Here is a 14,242-nt window from a genome sequence, read left to right on the forward strand (position 1 = left end):
GTGTGCGCCTCAGCTGGCGCCGAGCATCTCCGTGATCCGCGTGTAGAACGGCGCGGGGTCGCCGGCGAGGGAGGCCTTGACCATCGCCGTCCAGTCGTCGACGATCACTTCGATCGCCCCGGCTTCCAGGCCGTCGAAAGAGAGGCGCGGCACGTCGCGCGGGTCGATCTTCGGCCCGTCGTAGCCCCCGGTGAGGTCGGTGTCGGCGGCGCCGAGCAGCACACCCTGCACGAACGTCCCCTGGGCTGCCAGTTCGAGACGCACGCCGTTCGTCATGTTCCACTCGGCCGCCTTCGCCACGGCGTACGACGCGCCCGCGGGAGCTGCGAACCACGACAGGGCCGACAGCACGTTGACGATGGCGCCGCCGCCGTTCGCGGCGAGCACGGGCGCGAAGGCGCGGATCACGTCCAGCGTCCCCCAGAAGTGGGTGTCCATCTCGCGGTGGATCTCGGCGAGGTCCCCCGTCACGAGAGAGGCGCCGGTGGAGATGCCGGCGTTGTTGATCAGCAGCGTGACGTCGTGCGCGGTCTCCGCCGCAGCCGCGATGGACTGCTGATCGAGGAGATCGAGGCGCACCGGCACCACGCGTGGGTCGTCGAAGGTCACGGTCTCTGGCCGTCGCGCCGTCGCGTACACCGTGCGGGCGCCGCGGTCGAGCAGTTCGAGCACGAACTGGCGGCCGATGCCGCGGTTGGCTCCGGTGACGAGGGCGATCTGGTCGGTGATTTCCATGGGTGCTGCGCTTCCTGCTGTAGTGACGGCGGGCCGGATTCGGACCACCGTCGGCTACGCTAAACCTTGACATTGACGTCAAGGGCAAGTCGAGGAGGGTCCTCGCTCCCGGAAGGTGGTCGCACATGCGGATCGGTGATGTCGCGCATCGGGCGGGAGTCAGCACTCGGGCCCTGCGCTATTACGAGGAGCAGGGCCTCCTCGATTCGGAGCGCACAGCCACGGGCCAGCGCACCTATGCCGAATCGGCTGTCGAGCGGGTGCGGCTGATCCAGCAGTTCTTCACGGCGGGCGTGCCGAGCCGCACCATTCTGCAATTGCTGCCCTGCGTCGACACCGGGCAGGCGTCCCCCGAGGTGTTCGCGGTGCTCGAGGCCGAACGCCGCCGCATCACCGACGCCATGACCGACCTCGCCGCCGCTCGCGACGCGCTCGACCGCATGATCGACATCGCGCACCACCCCACGCCCGAGCATTGCCCCGCTCTGCGCGAACCCGCCTGGTCGGCTCACGTCGCCTGATCCGGGGTCAACCGGTCGGTGGATGCTGAGCCCACCGCACGACGGGTGGTGCCCGGCATCCTTCCGGGGCATCGTTGAGCTATGACAGACGCCGTCGTGGAGGTGCGGGACCTCACCAAGACCTACCGCGGTGGATTCGAAGCTCTCAAGGGCGTCAGTTTCGAGATCGCGCGAGGAGAGACGTTCGCCCTGCTCGGCCCCAACGGTGCGGGCAAGAGCACGACGATCGAGATCCTCGAGGGCTACCGCACACGGACGGGTGGTGAGGTGTCGGTTTTGGGGACCGACCCTCATCACGCCACCCTCGAATGGAAGGCGCGGCTGGGCATCGTGCTGCAGAACACCGGAGAGGCGCCGGTGGCGAGCGTGCGCGAGCTGCTCGGACATTTCGCCGGCTTCTACCCCTATCCGCGGGACGTCGAAGAAGTCATCGCCGCGGTCGGCCTCTCCGAGAAGGCCGCCACCCCCGTGCGCAAGCTGTCGGGCGGGCAGCGCCGCCGTGTCGACGTCGCGCTGGGCATCATCGGGCGTCCCGAGCTGCTGTTCCTCGACGAGCCGACCACGGGCTTCGACCCGGAGGCCCGCCGACAGTTCTGGGAACTCATCCGCGGGATGCAGCACGAGGGTACGACGATCCTGCTCACCACGCACTATCTCGACGAGGCGGCCGAACTGTCGCAGCGCGCGGCGATCGTGGTCGACGGAGAAATCGCCTCGCTCGGTCCGATCGATCAGCTCGGCGGACCCGAGTCGCGCGTCCCGATCGTGCGTTGGCGCGACGGCGACACCGTGCACGAGGAGCGCACCGACGCTCCCGGCGAGTTCATCGCCCGGCTCGTCGATGCCGGCGAGGGCGAGCCCCAGCACCTCGAGGTCGTGCGCCCCAGCCTCGAAGACGTCTACCTCTCGTTCGTCGAGCACCCCGCCCCCGAGCAGGTTTCGGCATGACCGCTCCGCTCACCGCGCGCTCGGCCGTCGGGGCACCCCCGGCCGCCTCCTTCGGACTGTCCCGCACCGTCCGCCTCGGGATCTCCCGCATCGGGTTCGAGGTGCGTTCGTACTTCCGCCAAGGCGATTCGGTCTTCTTCACCTTCCTCTTCCCGGTGCTGTTCCTGCTGATCTTCGCGGTCGCCTTCAGCTCGGCCTCCTTCGGTCCGCCGGGCGCTGAGATCTCGGCGGCGAACTACTACCTGCCGGGGATGCTGGCAGCCGGCCTCCTGTTGTCGGGAACCCAGAACCTTGCGATCGACATCGCCATGGAGCGCAGCGACGGCTCGCTGAAGCGCCTCGGGGGAACCCCGCTGTCGCCCGCGTCGTACTTCATCGGCAAGCTCGGCTCGGTGCTGGTCACCGGATTCCTGCAGGCCGTGCTGCTGATCGCCGTCGCCGCGATCTTCTTCCGCGTCGCTTTGCCCACCGAACCGGAACGGTGGTTCACCTTCGCGTGGGTGTTCGTGCTCGGGGTGACCACGAGCGCGATCCTCGGCATCGGCCTCAGTGGACTTCCGCGCAGCGGCCGCAGCGCCTCGGCCGTGATCATCCCCATCCTGCTCGTGCTGCAGTTCATCTCCGGCGTCTACATCCAGTTCTCCGCCCTGCCGTCGTGGCTGCAGAACGTCGCGAGCGTCTTCCCGCTCAAGTGGCTGGCGCAGGGGATGCGTTCGGTGTTCCTGCCCGACAGCTTCGCCGTCGCCGAGCCCGGCGGAACCTGGCAGCACGGGCTCACCCTGCTGGTGACACTGATCTGGCTCGTGGTCGGCCTCATCCTCGTTCGGGTCACCTTCCGGTGGATCCGCAAGGATGGCTGAGTGACCGAACCGATGACCGACGGGGCGGCGAGCGGGAGGGGATGGGGGGTCTCGCTCGCCGCCACCGTCTTGGCGTGCCTCGTGGCCGCAGCATCCGCGATCCCCACCGACGGCGAGACGTGGGTTCCCGTCGGCATGACCGTCGTGATCGGCGCGGTCTACGGCGTGCTGTTCGTCACCATCATCCGGAAGGCTCCGAGGGAGTCGGCGGCCGCATGGGGCGCGGTGGTGACCACCATCGTGGTGTCGGGGATCCTGACGGTGGTCTCCCCGAGCAATGCCATCCTGCAGTTCTGGGCATACCCGCTCGTCTGGACCCTCATCCCCCGGGCCAAGCCCGCGCTCGCGGCGACTTTCGCCCTCGCCCTCTCGGTCTTCCTCGGGTTCTGGGCGAGCACGGGGGATGAGGCGGACTGGCTCGTCAATGCGCTCCTGACACAGGGCATCTCGTACGCGTTCAACGTGGTCATGGGGCTATGGATCACCAGCGTGTGGCGCTACGCGCAGACGCGCGAGCGCCTGCTCGACGAACTCACCGCCGCTCAGGACGAACTGGCGTCGCTGCACCGCGACGCCGGCACGACCGCTGAGCGCAGCCGCCTCTCCCGCGAACTGCACGACACGCTCGCGCAGTCGCTCGCCGGCGTCGTCCTGCTCGTGCAACGCTCGCGGCGCGAGCTGGCGGCCGGCACCCTCACCGACGATGCGCTCGAGGTGGTCGAGGATTCCGCCCGCACGGCGCTCGCCGAGACGCGCACCCTGGTGGCGGGAAGCGCGCCCGTCGAACTGCAGGACGGCGGTATCGGCACCGCCCTCGAGACCCTGGCCGAGCGATTCCGTCGCGAGACCGGGCTGGTCATCGACGTCGACGTCGCCGCCCTCGCTCCGCTCGACCGCGAGATCGACGTCGCCCTGCTGCGGTGCGCGCAGGAGGGTCTCGGCAACGTGCGCAAACACTCCGATGCGCGGCGGGTCACGCTCTCGCTCTACGACGACGCGGATGCCGCGGTGTTGCGCATCGGCAACGACGGCCGCGGCTTCGACCCGGGCGGCCGGGCGAGCGGGTTCGGACTCAGCGGGCTGCGCACCCGGCTCGAGCTCATCGGCGGATCCCTCGCCATCGACGGCACGGACGGCGCCGTCACCCTCGTCGCGCGCGTGCCGCGCGGGGGGCGATCGTGATCCGCGTGCTCGTGGTCGATGACCACCCGATCGTGCGCGCCGGGGTCGTCGCCCTCGTCGAGGCCGCCCCCGACCTGGAGGTCGCCGGCACCGCGGCGTCGGGAGAGGAAGCGCTCGAGCGGGCTCTGGCGATCGTTCCCGACCTCGTGCTGATGGACCTGCGCCTGCCGGGTATCGACGGCGACGAGGCGACGGCCCGCATCCTCGCCGTGCTGCCCGCGGTGCGCGTCGTCGTGCTCACTACGTACGAGAACGACGACGCCATCCTGCGCGCGATCGGTGCCGGGGCGAGCGGCTACCTGCTCAAGGCCGCCCCCGAAGACGAACTGCTCGCGGGCATCCGCGCGGTCGCCGCCGGCGAGGTCGCCCTCGCCCCGAGCGTCGCCCGGGTGCTCGTGCAGCAGGCTGCGCGCCCGGCAGCCCCAGCATCCGCTCCCCTCCTGTCCAAACGCGAGATCGACGTACTCAAGCTCGTGGCGGAGGGGCTCAGCAACCGGGCGATCGGGGAGCGGCTGTTCCTGGGTGAGGCGACGGTCAAGACCCATCTGCTGCACGCGTTCACCAAGCTCGACGTGCGCGATCGCACCCGCGCGGTGATGCGCGCGATGGAGCTGGGGCTGTTCTCCCCGCAACCCCCGCCTCCCGTTCACGGAGCCCCGCTAGCGTGAAGACATGGTCAACTATCGCTATCTCGGAAACAGTGGTCTCAAGGTCTCGGAGATCACCTACGGAAACTGGGTCACGCACGCCTCGCAGGTCGAGGACGACGCCGCCGTCAAGACGGTGCACGCGGCCCTCGACGCCGGGATCACCACGTTCGACACCGCCGACGCGTACGCCAACACCGCTGCCGAGGTCATCCTCGGCAAGGCGCTGGAGGGTCAGCGTCGCGAGTCGCTCGAGATCTTCACGAAGGTCTACTTCCCCACCGGCCCCGGCGGCCCCAACGACACCGGCCTGAGCCGCAAGCACATCACCGAGTCGATCCACGGTTCGCTCAAGCGCCTCGGCACCGACTACGTCGACCTGTACCAGGCGCACCGCTTCGACTACGAGACCCCCCTGGAAGAGACCTTCGGCACTTTCGCCGACCTCGTCCACCAGGGCAAGGTGCTCTACATCGGCGTCTCGGAGTGGACCGCGGAGCAGCTGCGCGAAGGTCACTCCCTCGCGAAGGACCTCGGCATCCAGCTCATCTCGAACCAGCCGCAGTACTCGATGCTGTGGCGCGTCATCGAGGAGAAGGTCGTCCCCACCAGCGAAGAGCTCGGGATCTCCCAGATCGTCTGGTCGCCGATGGCGCAGGGCGTGCTGAGCGGCAAGTACCTCCCCGGTCAGCCGGTGCCCGACGGCTCGCGCGCGACCGACGAGAAGAGCGGCGCGAACTTCATCAAGCGCTTCCTCGCGGAAGACACCCTGACGGCCGTCCAGCGACTCAAGCCCATCGCCGAGCAGGCGGGGCTCTCGATGCCGCAGATGGCGATCGCGTGGGTGCTGCAGAACCCGAACGTCGCGGCTGCCCTGGTCGGAGCCTCGCGCCCCGAGCAGCTGGCCGACACGGTCAAGGCGTCAGGCATCACTCTCGATGCCGACACCCTCGCCGCGATCGACACCGCGCTGGGTGACACGGTGGAGAGCGACGGGCAGAAGACGTACGAGACCTCCCCGAAGTCCCGCTTGAGCTGAGCCAGGTCCGACCATGGTGGCGATGAGCGCCGGCATCCTGCTGTACCGGCTGATGGACGGCGGGGTGCAGGTGCTCATCGCCCACATGGGGGGTCCGTACTGGGCGGCGAAGGACACTGCCGCCTGGTCGCTCCCCAAGGGCGAGTTCGATCCCGACGAGGAATCGGCGATGGATGCTGCGCGCCGGGAGTTCCAGGAAGAACTCGGGGTCGCGGCGCCCGACGTCGCCTATGCGGAACTCGGAACCTTCGCGTACTCCTCGGGCAAGCGCATCGTCGTCTTCGTGGCGGACGGGGCCGGGTTCACAGCATCCGACTTCACCTTCGGCGAGTTCGAGCTCGAATGGCCGCCGCGTTCGGGCAAGAAGGCGTCGTTTCCGGAGGTCGACCGCGTCGAATGGTCGACACCCGCCGAGGCGCGCGAGCGGCTCGTGAAGGGCCAGCGCCCCGTGCTCGACGCGCTCGAGAAGCACCTCGCCGAAGCCGGCGCCTAGTTTTTCTCGCCGCCGTCCGTACCCTACGCAGGAGAAAACGCGTCGACGGGTCCCGATTGTGCCGTTGCGACGCGTTCCGGCCCGGTTTTCCTGAGTTCGGTACGCAGGCCGGCGCAGACGGCAGGTCGGCCCCGGGCGTCAGCGGCCGTTCTTCGGCCGCGTGGTCACGTCGATGCGCTCGTGGGTGCCGAGCGATGACCAGGCGCTCGCGATGCCTTTCGCCGCGTGCTCGGAGGCCCGTACCGCGCGTTCGTCGGCCCAGGCGTTGAGCACGTGCCCCGAATGCCCGCGCACGTGCTCGAGCACCACGTCGGGCTGGCCCGCCTCGCGCCGGGCATCGCGCGCGGCGATCAGCTGCTCGAGCAGCTCGATGTTCTTCGCGGGCGCACCGGTGGAGGTCTTCCATCCGCGGCGACGGTGACCGTCCATCCACTTCTCGTAGGTGTCGATCGCGTACTTCGAGTCGGCCTGTACGACGAGGTTCGCAACGTCGCGGTGATCCTCGATCGCTTTGAGCAGCCCCATCAGTTCGCCGATGTTGTTCGTGCCCAGCACGATCGACCCGGCTGCCCAGTGGCCGTCCTCGCCGACCCAGGCCCATCCGGTCGGGCCGGGGTTTCCCTTGCAGGCGCCGTCGGTGGCCACGATGTACGGGGGAGCGTCGGTCACTCGGGCAAGGCTACCGGCGACGGCGAGCGGATGCTGCGGGGTCAGGCCAGCTTGACGGCCGTGCCGTAGGCGACGACCTCCTGATAGTTCTGGCCCACCTCCGAGGCATCGAAGCGCATCGCGAGCACCGCGTCGGCGCCGAGCTCGGTCGCGGCGTCGATGAGGCGCTGCTTCGCCTCATCGCGGCTCTGCATGAGCTGCTTGGTGAGGCCCGAGAGTTCACCGCCCATGAGGGCTTTGAAGTTGGCGCCCAACTGCACGCCGGCGTTGCGCGCGCGAACGGTCAGACCGGTCACCTCGCCCAACACCTCGGTGACCTGGCGGCCGGGGACATCGTTCATCGTCGAGATCAGCATGACGGCAGTCTCCCGCTTCGGCGCGTGGGCGGGGCGCACGACACGACACGGGGGCACCGCGCGTTCGGTCGGTCTGGCCGGGCCCCGCCCTTCCGAGTGCGCAACCGGCTCGACGCGCCGCGGCGGACGCCCTAGCGTTCTTGACACCGCGACGATGAGCGTCGCGTCAGGTTAGGAGCATCCGATGATCGATTCCTCCCGAGGTTTCACCCTCGAGCGTCTGCTCGACGCCACCCCTGAGCAGGTCTGGGCCGCGTGGACCGATGCCGACGAGGTCGCTGAGTGGTGGCACCCGGCCGACGCGACGACCCCGCGCGAATCCGTGAGCGTCGACGCGCGGGTGGACGGGCGTTACGCCTACACGATGGTGAACCAGGCCACCGGGGAGGAGTACCCCACCGGTGGGCAGTATCTCGAGGTCGTGCCGCACGACCGGCTCGTCTTCACGTGGGGCAACCCCGGCGCAGACCCCGAGGACACACCCGTCGCAACGGTCACCATCGCGTCAGCGGGTGACCTGACCCGCCTCACCTTCGACCTCCGCGGGGTCGACGGAATGGCCGGCGACGAGAGCTTCTACGACGGCTGGGCCAGCGCACTCGACAGCCTGGTGGCGCACCTCGGCCAGACCGCCGTGCACGGCTAGTCGCCGGTGGGCGGGGGCCCGGGCAGGCAAGATGTATAGAGAGTGCACCGGAAAGGCCCCCTCATGACGATCTCCCACCACCTTCGCGTCCATCGCAGCGACGAAGATCTCCCGCGCGAAGGCGAGCTGGCGTGGCACCTCGCCGAGGTCGCCGCCGACGAGGTGGCCGTCGACGACGACGTCACCGACATGATCATCAATCGCGTCATCGACAACGCCGCCGTTGCCGCCGCCTCCCTCACGCGCCGACCCGTCAGCGCCGCGCGCCAGCAGGCGCTCGATCACCCCGTGTCGATCAGCGGCGTCGGTTCGACCGTGTTCGGCTGCGCGATCGAGCGCCGGACGAGCCCCGAGTGGGCGGCCTGGGCGAACGGCGTCGCGGTGCGCGAGCTCGATTACCACGACACGTTCCTCGCGGCCGACTACTCGCATCCGGGCGACAACATCCCGCCGATCCTCGCGGTCGCCCAGCACACCGGCCGCGATGGCGCGGCCCTGGTGCGGGGTTTGGCGACCGGGTACGAGATCCAGATCGACCTCGTGCGCGCCATCTCGCTGCACAAGCACAAGATCGACCATGTCGCCCACCTCGGCCCCTCGGCCGCGGCGGGCATCGGCACGCTGCTCGGTCTCGACGTCGAGACCATCCATCAGGCCATCGGCCAGGCGCTTCACACCACCACCGCGACGCGGCAGTCGCGGAAGGGCCAGATCTCCACCTGGAAGGCCTTCGCCCCCGCGTTCGCGGGCAAGCTGGCCGTCGAGGCGGTCGACCGGGCGATGCGCGGCGAGACCTCACCCGCTCCGATCTACGAGGGCGAAGACGGCGTCGTCGCGTGGATGCTGGACGGCGCCGACGCGTCCTACGACGTCCCGCTGCCGGCCGCTGGCGAGTCCAAGCGCAGCATCCTGGACTCGTACACGAAGGAGCACTCGGCCGAATACCAAGCCCAGGCGTGGATCGATCTCGCCCGGCGCCTGGGTGCAGAACGGCCTGAGCTCCGCGACCCCGCCAACATCCAGTCGATCGTGCTGCGCACCAGCCACCACACCCACTACGTCATCGGGTCGGGCGCGAACGATCCGCAGAAGTACGACCCCACGGCCTCCCGCGAGACGCTCGACCACTCCATCCCGTACATCTTCGCCGTCGCCCTGCAGGACGGCGCGTGGCACCACGTCGACTCCTACGCGCCCGAACGCGCCGGCCGGCCCGACACCGTGGAGCTGTGGCACAAGGTCACGACGGCCGAGGACGCGGAATGGACGCGCCGCTACCACTCCGAGGACCCGAACGAGAAGGCCTTCGGCGGGCGCGTCGTCATCACCCTGACGGACGGCTCGACGATCGAGGACGAGATCGCGGTCGCCGATGCGCACCCGCTCGGTGCGCGACCCTTCGCGCGCGAGGACTACATCCGCAAGTTCCGCACGCTCGCCGAGCCGGTGCTGCTGCCCGAGGAGATCGAGCGGTTCCTCGGGCTCGCAGAGCGCCTGCCCGAGCTCACGCCCGCCGAGGTGCTCGCGCTGACCATCGTGGCCAAACACGGGGTGCTCGCCCTCGCGCCCGCGCCGAAGGGCTTGTTCTGATGCTGCGTTTCGTGTCCTCGCTCAACGACCGGGAGGAGCTTCGCCCGTGCTCTCTTCGATGACACCGGCACACGAGAAGAGGCGGATGCTGCGGGAGCGGCTCGCCTCCGGGGAGCTGTTGCGCTTCCCGGGCGCGATGAACCCGCTGTCCGCCCGGTTGATCGAGCGGAAGGGGTTCGAGGGCGTCTACATCTCGGGCGCCGTGCTCGCCGCCGACCTGGGGCTTCCCGACATCGGGCTCACCACGCTCACCGAGGTCGCCGGCCGCGGCCAGCAGATCGCGCGGATGACCGAGCTACCGGCGATCATCGATGCCGACACCGGTTTCGGCGAGCCGATGAACGTCGCGCGCACGATCCAGACGCTCGAGGACGCCGGCCTCGCGGGCGCCCACATCGAAGACCAGGTGAACCCCAAGCGGTGCGGGCACCTCGACGGCAAGAGCGTGGTCGACGGCGACACCGCGGTCAAGCGCATCCGGGCCGCCGTCGATGCCCGCCGTGACCCCAACTTCCTCGTCATGGCGCGCACCGACATCCGGGCGGTCGAGGGCCTTGCCGCGGCGATCGATCGGGCGAAAGCGCTCGTCGACGCGGGCGCCGACGCGATCTTCCCCGAGGCGATGCGCGACCTCGGCGAGTTCGAGGCCATGCGCGCCGCGCTCGACGTGCCGATCCTGGCGAACATGACCGAGTTCGGTAAGAGCGAGCTGTTCTCCGCCGCGCAGCTGCGCGACGTGGGGGTCAACATCGTGATCTGGCCGGTCTCGCTGCTGCGCCTGGCGATGGGCGCCGCTGAGCGCGGGCTCGACGAGCTGCTCGAGCAGGGTCACCTGACGGGGAAGCTCGACGAGATGCAGCACCGCGCCGACCTGTACGACCTCATCGACTACGAGGGGTACACCCGCTTCGACACGAACGTGTTCGACTTCCGAGTCGAGCGCCCGTGATCCTGCCCCGCACCACCCTGCTCCCCGGTCACGAACTGCGGGTCGGACCCGCGATTCGTGACAGGGGAGCAGCCCCGACTGCTCGAAACGCGCGAAGGAGCACGAGATGACCGAGATCAAGAAGGGCCTCGCCGGAGTCGTGGTGGATTACACCGCGATCAGCAAGGTCAATCCCGAGACGAACAGCCTGCTGTACCGGGGGTATCCCGTGCAGGAGCTCGCCGCCACGCAGTCGTTCGAGTCCGTGGCGTACCTCCTGTGGAACGGCGAATTGCCGACGCCCGAGCAGCTCGCCGCGCTCCGCGCCCGCGAGCGGCAGTGCCGGGCGCTGCTGCCGAATGTGCGGGTCGCGATCGACCTCCTGCCGCTGACGGCGCATCCGATGGACGTCGTGCGCACCGCCGTGAGCGTGATCGGCGCGTCGGACCCGAAGGTCGCCGAGGACAGCCCCGAGGCGGATCTGGATCGCAGCATCCGACTCTTCGCCGCCCTTCCGGCCGTGGTCGCCTACGACCAGCGGCGTCGACGCGGCCATGACCTCGTCGAACCGCGCGACGACCTGGATTACGCCGCCAACTTCCTCTGGATGACGTTAGGCGAGGAGGCCGCTCCTCTTGTGGTCGACGCCTTCACCGTGTCGTTGATCCTGTACGCCGAGCACTCCTTCAACGCCTCCACCTTCACCGCGCGCGTGATCACTTCGACCCTCAGCGATCTGTACTCCGCCGTCGTCGGCGCGATCGGTGCGCTCAAGGGCGCCCTGCACGGCGGTGCGAACGAGGCCGTCATGCACATCCTGGACGAGATCGGCAGCGCGGAGAACGTGGTGCCCTGGCTCGATCGGGCGCTCGCCGAGAAGCAGAAGGTGATGGGCTTTGGGCACCGGGTCTACAAGCACGGTGACTCGCGCGTGCCGACGATGCGTGCCGCTCTCGTCGAGCTGGTCGAGCACTACGACCGCCCCGATCTGCTCGCCCTCTATGACGCCCTCGAGACGGAGTTCGTCGCGCGCAAGGGCATCTACCCGAACCTCGATTACCCCTCGGGGCCGGCCTATCACCTGATGGGTTTCGACACCGAGACCTTCACTCCGCTGTTCGTCGCTGCACGGATCGTGGGGTGGACCGCCCACATCAGGGAACAGCGCGCGTCCAACGCCCTCATCCGGCCGCTGTCGGAGTACAACGGCCCGGCCGAGCGTCATGTCGCCGGCTACGAGGCCGACGACGCGAGTGCGACGGCCGAGCGTCCGGAGGAGGCCGGCGACTGATGTCCGCCCGGGAGAAGGTCGTGCTCGTCGCCGGTGCGCGCACCCCGATCGGCAGCTTCGGCGGCTCCCTCTCGAGCGTGCCCGCCCACGAACTCGGTGCTCGGGCGGTGATCGGGGCCCTGGAGCGGGCCGGGATCGGCGGCGGCGACGTCGGCGAGGTGATCATGGGCTGCATCGCGCAGAACGGTCCGGATGCCTACAACGCCCGCCGGGTCGCGCTCGCCGCGGGCCTTCCCGCCCGCGTGCCCGCCTTCACGGTCAACCGCCTCTGCGGCTCGGGTCTGCAGGCGATCTGGTCGGGTGCCCAGGAGCTCTTGTGGGGCGGCGTCGACGTGGTCGTCGCCGGTGGTGACGAGAGCATGTCGCGAACACCGTTCCTCGACTTCGGCGCCCGCAGCGGCGGCTCCCGCCTCGGCGACCGCGCGTTGCTCGACGGCACGCTCGCGATCCTGACCGACCCCTTCAGCGGCCGGCACATGGGAACCACGGCCGAGACGGTCGCCAGCCGCTACGGCGTCTCCCGACGCGAGCAGGACGAGTTCGCCGTCGAGAGCCAGCGAAGGGCGGCGACGGATGCTGCCCGCGCGGCCTTCGCTGGGGAGATCGTGCCCGTGACGACCCCGGGCCGCTCGTCGGTGGAGGTCTCGACCGACGAGCACCCCCGCCCCGGCACGACCGTCGAGGTGCTCGCGGGTCTTCGGGCGGCGTTCGCCGAAGGGGGCACGGTCACGGCCGGCAACTCTTCGGGGATCAACGACGGCGCGGCCGCGACGGTGCTGCTCCGGGAGTCGGATGCCCGGGAGCGCGGCCTCGCAGGCCTCGCGACGCTCGAGGCCGTGACGACCGCGGGCGTCGACCCCGAGATCATGGGGTACGCACCGGTGCTGGCGCTCGAGCGGCTGTGGGCTCAGACGGGATTGAGCCCGGCCGATGTCGACGTGTTCGAGCTCAACGAGGCTTTCGCCGCGCAGGCCGTGGCGGTGATCCGGGACGCCGGGCTCGACCCGGCGAAGACCAATCCCTACGGCGGAGCGATCGCGCTCGGCCACCCAGTCGGTGCGACCGGCGCGATCCTCGCCGTCCGGGCTGCGCTCGACCTGCACCGCCGCGATCTCGAATACGCCGTCGTGACGATGTGCATCGGCGGCGGGCAGGCGCTCGCCGCTCTGCTCCGCCGCTGGGACGGGTAGGGCTGCGCGAGCGGCTCCGCGCCGTGAAACGGTGAGCAATTCGCGCCCGAGCCGGGCTTCGCCCGCACCGTGATGGGGGTGTGGGGCGCAGCATTCGCTCTTCGGTGCGGGGGAGTCGTCGGCGGCCCGCTTCGCCCGCACCGTAGTGCGGGTGGGGGTGCCGGACGCCGCAGTTTGGTGCGGGCGAGTGTGAGTGAAGGGATGCTTCCGCCGGGGCGCCGGGGCGCCGGGGCGCCGGGGCGCCGGCGCCGTAGGCTGCGCTTCGCCCGCACCATGATGCGGGTTGTGGCCCCAGCATCCGCAATTCGGTACGGGGGAGTTCTTGGCAGCCCGCTTCACCCGCACCGTCATGGGGGTGGGAGTGCCAAGCATCGCATTTCGGTGCGGGAGAGCGCGAGTGAGGGGGGTGTGCTTCCGCCCGGGCACTGGGGCTGGGCTTCGCCCGCACCGTGATGCGGGTTGTGGCCGCAGCACGCGCACTTCGGTGCGGGGGAGTCGCCGGCAGGCCGCTTCAGCCGCACCATGATGCGGGTGCGGGGTGAAGCATCCGCACTTCGGTGCGGGGGATGCTGCCGCCGAACCGTGATCAGTCGAGCGCGGCGATGCCCGTCAGCAGGAAGTCAGCGGCGCGGGAGAAGGTCCCGGCCTGCCAGGACACGACCACGAGGGCGATGAGAGCAAATCGGGTGAGCGTGCTCCGCGGGCTGCGCCGAGCGATGCGGTGAGCGAGCAGGCCCGCACCGTGACGATGGCGATCGTGGCCCCGGCGACCTGTGCGAAGGCCATCCGAACGTAGGCGGCGGCGTCCGGGGTCGCGGAGCTGTCGAAGATCACGCTGAGGGCGAGAGGGATCAGCAGCACACCCACCAGCAGGATGACGCCGCCGGAGAATCCGCGAAGACGCGTGCCGGGCTGAGGGCGTACGACGGTGTCGCTCATGCGCCGAAGCCTAAGGGGCCTCTTCGGCCCCGGCAACCGCGGCCGAACCTAGGCTGGCGGTATGCCCGCCGACCCGCGCCTGTGCCCGACCTGTGGCGACGCGCTCACGTTCGAGATCCTCGACGATGAGCGGTTCCTCGTCGCCTGGTCCTGCGTGATGTGCGGCCTGATCCGCACGACCGAGCCGGTGTAGCCGCACAGAGGCCCC

At 69.8% G+C, this 14,242-nt stretch carries 17 protein-coding genes; 13 read left to right on the forward strand and 4 right to left on the reverse strand.

The window, feature by feature from the left end; translation table 11 throughout:
- Nucleotides 1–9 precede the first annotated feature (9 nt).
- Nucleotides 10–735, reverse strand: coding sequence for an SDR family oxidoreductase (locus ACFXP5_RS11430; RefSeq protein WP_394544695.1), 726 nt, complete (start codon nt 733–735; stop codon nt 10–12).
- Between the two features lie 125 nt (nt 736–860).
- Here ACFXP5_RS11430 and ACFXP5_RS11435 point away from each other — a divergent pair, with 125 nt between their 5' ends.
- From ACFXP5_RS11435 to ACFXP5_RS11465, 7 genes are all read left to right on the forward strand, one after another.
- Nucleotides 861–1,256 carry a MerR family transcriptional regulator gene (locus ACFXP5_RS11435; RefSeq protein WP_394544696.1) on the forward strand — a complete coding sequence of 132 codons (396 nt, stop codon included), beginning with the start codon at nt 861–863 and terminating at the stop codon, nt 1,254–1,256.
- Between the two features lie 81 nt (nt 1,257–1,337).
- A complete protein-coding gene (locus tag ACFXP5_RS11440) occupies nt 1,338–2,204 on the forward strand; it encodes an ABC transporter ATP-binding protein (RefSeq protein ID WP_394528488.1) in 867 nt (288 codons plus the stop codon).
- Complete coding sequence (locus ACFXP5_RS11445) at nt 2,201–3,064, forward strand: ABC transporter permease (protein WP_394528487.1); 864 nt, start codon at nt 2,201–2,203, stop codon at nt 3,062–3,064. The genes ACFXP5_RS11440 and ACFXP5_RS11445 overlap by 4 nt, the downstream gene beginning before the upstream one ends.
- Nucleotides 3,065–4,246, forward strand: a complete 1,182-nt coding sequence (locus tag ACFXP5_RS11450) for a sensor histidine kinase (RefSeq protein ID WP_394544697.1) — start codon at nt 3,065–3,067, stop codon at nt 4,244–4,246.
- Nucleotides 4,243–4,914, forward strand: a complete 672-nt coding sequence (locus tag ACFXP5_RS11455) for a response regulator (protein WP_394528485.1) — start codon at nt 4,243–4,245, stop codon at nt 4,912–4,914. Before ACFXP5_RS11450 ends, ACFXP5_RS11455 begins: the two co-directional genes overlap by 4 nt.
- A 4-nt stretch (nt 4,915–4,918) precedes the next feature.
- Entirely contained in the window at nt 4,919–5,932 is a 1,014-nt protein-coding gene (locus tag ACFXP5_RS11460) for an aldo/keto reductase family protein (protein ID WP_394544698.1), read from the forward strand.
- Nucleotides 5,933–5,945: 13 nt separating this feature from the next.
- Nucleotides 5,946–6,425, forward strand: coding sequence for an NUDIX hydrolase (locus ACFXP5_RS11465; protein ID WP_394544699.1), 480 nt, complete (start codon nt 5,946–5,948; stop codon nt 6,423–6,425).
- A gap of 138 nt (nt 6,426–6,563) precedes the next feature.
- Here ACFXP5_RS11465 and ACFXP5_RS11470 read toward each other — a convergent pair whose 3' ends face one another.
- Together ACFXP5_RS11470 and ACFXP5_RS11475 are read right to left on the reverse strand one after the other, a co-directional pair.
- On the reverse strand, nt 6,564–7,094 hold the full coding sequence (locus ACFXP5_RS11470; protein ID WP_394528482.1) for a ribonuclease H family protein: 531 nt from the start codon (nt 7,092–7,094) through the stop codon (nt 6,564–6,566).
- A 41-nt stretch (nt 7,095–7,135) separates the two neighbouring features.
- Nucleotides 7,136–7,450, reverse strand: coding sequence for a YbjQ family protein (locus ACFXP5_RS11475; protein WP_394528481.1), 315 nt, complete (start codon nt 7,448–7,450; stop codon nt 7,136–7,138).
- A gap of 184 nt (nt 7,451–7,634) precedes the next feature.
- On the opposite strand from ACFXP5_RS11475, the gene ACFXP5_RS11480 reads away from it, so the two are divergent.
- The 5 genes from ACFXP5_RS11480 (at nt 7,635) to ACFXP5_RS11500 (ending at nt 13,095) form a co-directional block, all read left to right on the forward strand.
- Nucleotides 7,635–8,096, forward strand: coding sequence for an SRPBCC family protein (locus ACFXP5_RS11480; RefSeq protein WP_394544700.1), 462 nt, complete (start codon nt 7,635–7,637; stop codon nt 8,094–8,096).
- A gap of 63 nt (nt 8,097–8,159) precedes the next feature.
- Nucleotides 8,160–9,686: an MmgE/PrpD family protein gene (locus ACFXP5_RS11485; protein WP_394544701.1), complete on the forward strand. Its 1,527-nt coding sequence runs from the start codon at nt 8,160–8,162 to the stop codon at nt 9,684–9,686.
- Between the two features lie 46 nt (nt 9,687–9,732).
- The gene (prpB, locus tag ACFXP5_RS11490; protein WP_394544702.1) at nt 9,733–10,635 is read left to right on the forward strand and encodes a methylisocitrate lyase; all 903 of its coding nucleotides are present in this window, start codon (nt 9,733–9,735) and stop codon (nt 10,633–10,635) included.
- 106 nt (nt 10,636–10,741) lie between these two features.
- Nucleotides 10,742–11,905, forward strand: a complete 1,164-nt coding sequence (locus ACFXP5_RS11495; RefSeq protein WP_394544703.1) for a bifunctional 2-methylcitrate synthase/citrate synthase — start codon at nt 10,742–10,744, stop codon at nt 11,903–11,905.
- Nucleotides 11,905–13,095 (forward strand): thiolase family protein, encoded by a 1,191-nt coding sequence (locus ACFXP5_RS11500; protein WP_394544704.1) that lies wholly within the window; start codon nt 11,905–11,907, stop codon nt 13,093–13,095. Before ACFXP5_RS11495 ends, ACFXP5_RS11500 begins: the two co-directional genes overlap by 1 nt.
- Nucleotides 13,096–13,704: 609 nt before the next feature.
- On the opposite strand, the gene ACFXP5_RS11505 is transcribed toward ACFXP5_RS11500, so the two are convergent.
- Nucleotides 13,705–14,034 carry a hypothetical protein gene (locus ACFXP5_RS11505; protein WP_394544705.1) on the reverse strand — a complete coding sequence of 110 codons (330 nt, stop codon included), beginning with the start codon at nt 14,032–14,034 and terminating at the stop codon, nt 13,705–13,707.
- 61 nt (nt 14,035–14,095) lie between these two features.
- On the opposite strand from ACFXP5_RS11505, the gene ACFXP5_RS11510 reads away from it, so the two are divergent.
- Complete coding sequence (locus tag ACFXP5_RS11510) at nt 14,096–14,227, forward strand: hypothetical protein (RefSeq protein WP_394528474.1); 132 nt, start codon at nt 14,096–14,098, stop codon at nt 14,225–14,227.
- The last annotated feature ends 15 nt before the right edge of the window (nt 14,228–14,242 follow it).

Source organism: Microbacterium hanjuni (assembly GCF_043556395.1).
In the GTDB taxonomy this organism is placed as follows: Bacteria; Actinomycetota; Actinomycetes; order Actinomycetales; family Microbacteriaceae; genus Microbacterium.

Bases quoted from the DNA above. Each gene is read 5' to 3' on its own strand.
- ACFXP5_RS11465 (WP_394544699.1), top strand. From the start codon at position 5,946: ATGGTGGCGATGAGCGCCGGCATCCTGCTGTACCGGCTGATGGACGGC.
- ACFXP5_RS11460 (WP_394544698.1), top strand. From the start codon at position 4,919: ATGGTCAACTATCGCTATCTCGGAAACAGTGGTCTCAAGGTCTCGGAG.
- ACFXP5_RS11440 (WP_394528488.1), top strand. From the start codon at position 1,338: ATGACAGACGCCGTCGTGGAGGTGCGGGACCTCACCAAGACCTACCGC.
- ACFXP5_RS11485 (WP_394544701.1), top strand. From the start codon at position 8,160: ATGACGATCTCCCACCACCTTCGCGTCCATCGCAGCGACGAAGATCTC.
- ACFXP5_RS11475 (WP_394528481.1), bottom strand. From the start codon at position 7,450: ATGCTGATCTCGACGATGAACGATGTCCCCGGCCGCCAGGTCACCGAG.
- ACFXP5_RS11445 (WP_394528487.1), top strand. From the start codon at position 2,201: ATGACCGCTCCGCTCACCGCGCGCTCGGCCGTCGGGGCACCCCCGGCC.
- ACFXP5_RS11510 (WP_394528474.1), top strand. From the start codon at position 14,096: ATGCCCGCCGACCCGCGCCTGTGCCCGACCTGTGGCGACGCGCTCACG.
- ACFXP5_RS11435 (WP_394544696.1), top strand. From the start codon at position 861: ATGCGGATCGGTGATGTCGCGCATCGGGCGGGAGTCAGCACTCGGGCC.
- ACFXP5_RS11430 (WP_394544695.1), bottom strand. From the start codon at position 735: ATGGAAATCACCGACCAGATCGCCCTCGTCACCGGAGCCAACCGCGGC.
- ACFXP5_RS11505 (WP_394544705.1), bottom strand. From the start codon at position 14,034: ATGAGCGACACCGTCGTACGCCCTCAGCCCGGCACGCGTCTTCGCGGA.
- ACFXP5_RS11500 (WP_394544704.1), top strand. From the start codon at position 11,905: ATGTCCGCCCGGGAGAAGGTCGTGCTCGTCGCCGGTGCGCGCACCCCG.
- ACFXP5_RS11495 (WP_394544703.1), top strand. From the start codon at position 10,742: ATGACCGAGATCAAGAAGGGCCTCGCCGGAGTCGTGGTGGATTACACC.
- ACFXP5_RS11480 (WP_394544700.1), top strand. From the start codon at position 7,635: ATGATCGATTCCTCCCGAGGTTTCACCCTCGAGCGTCTGCTCGACGCC.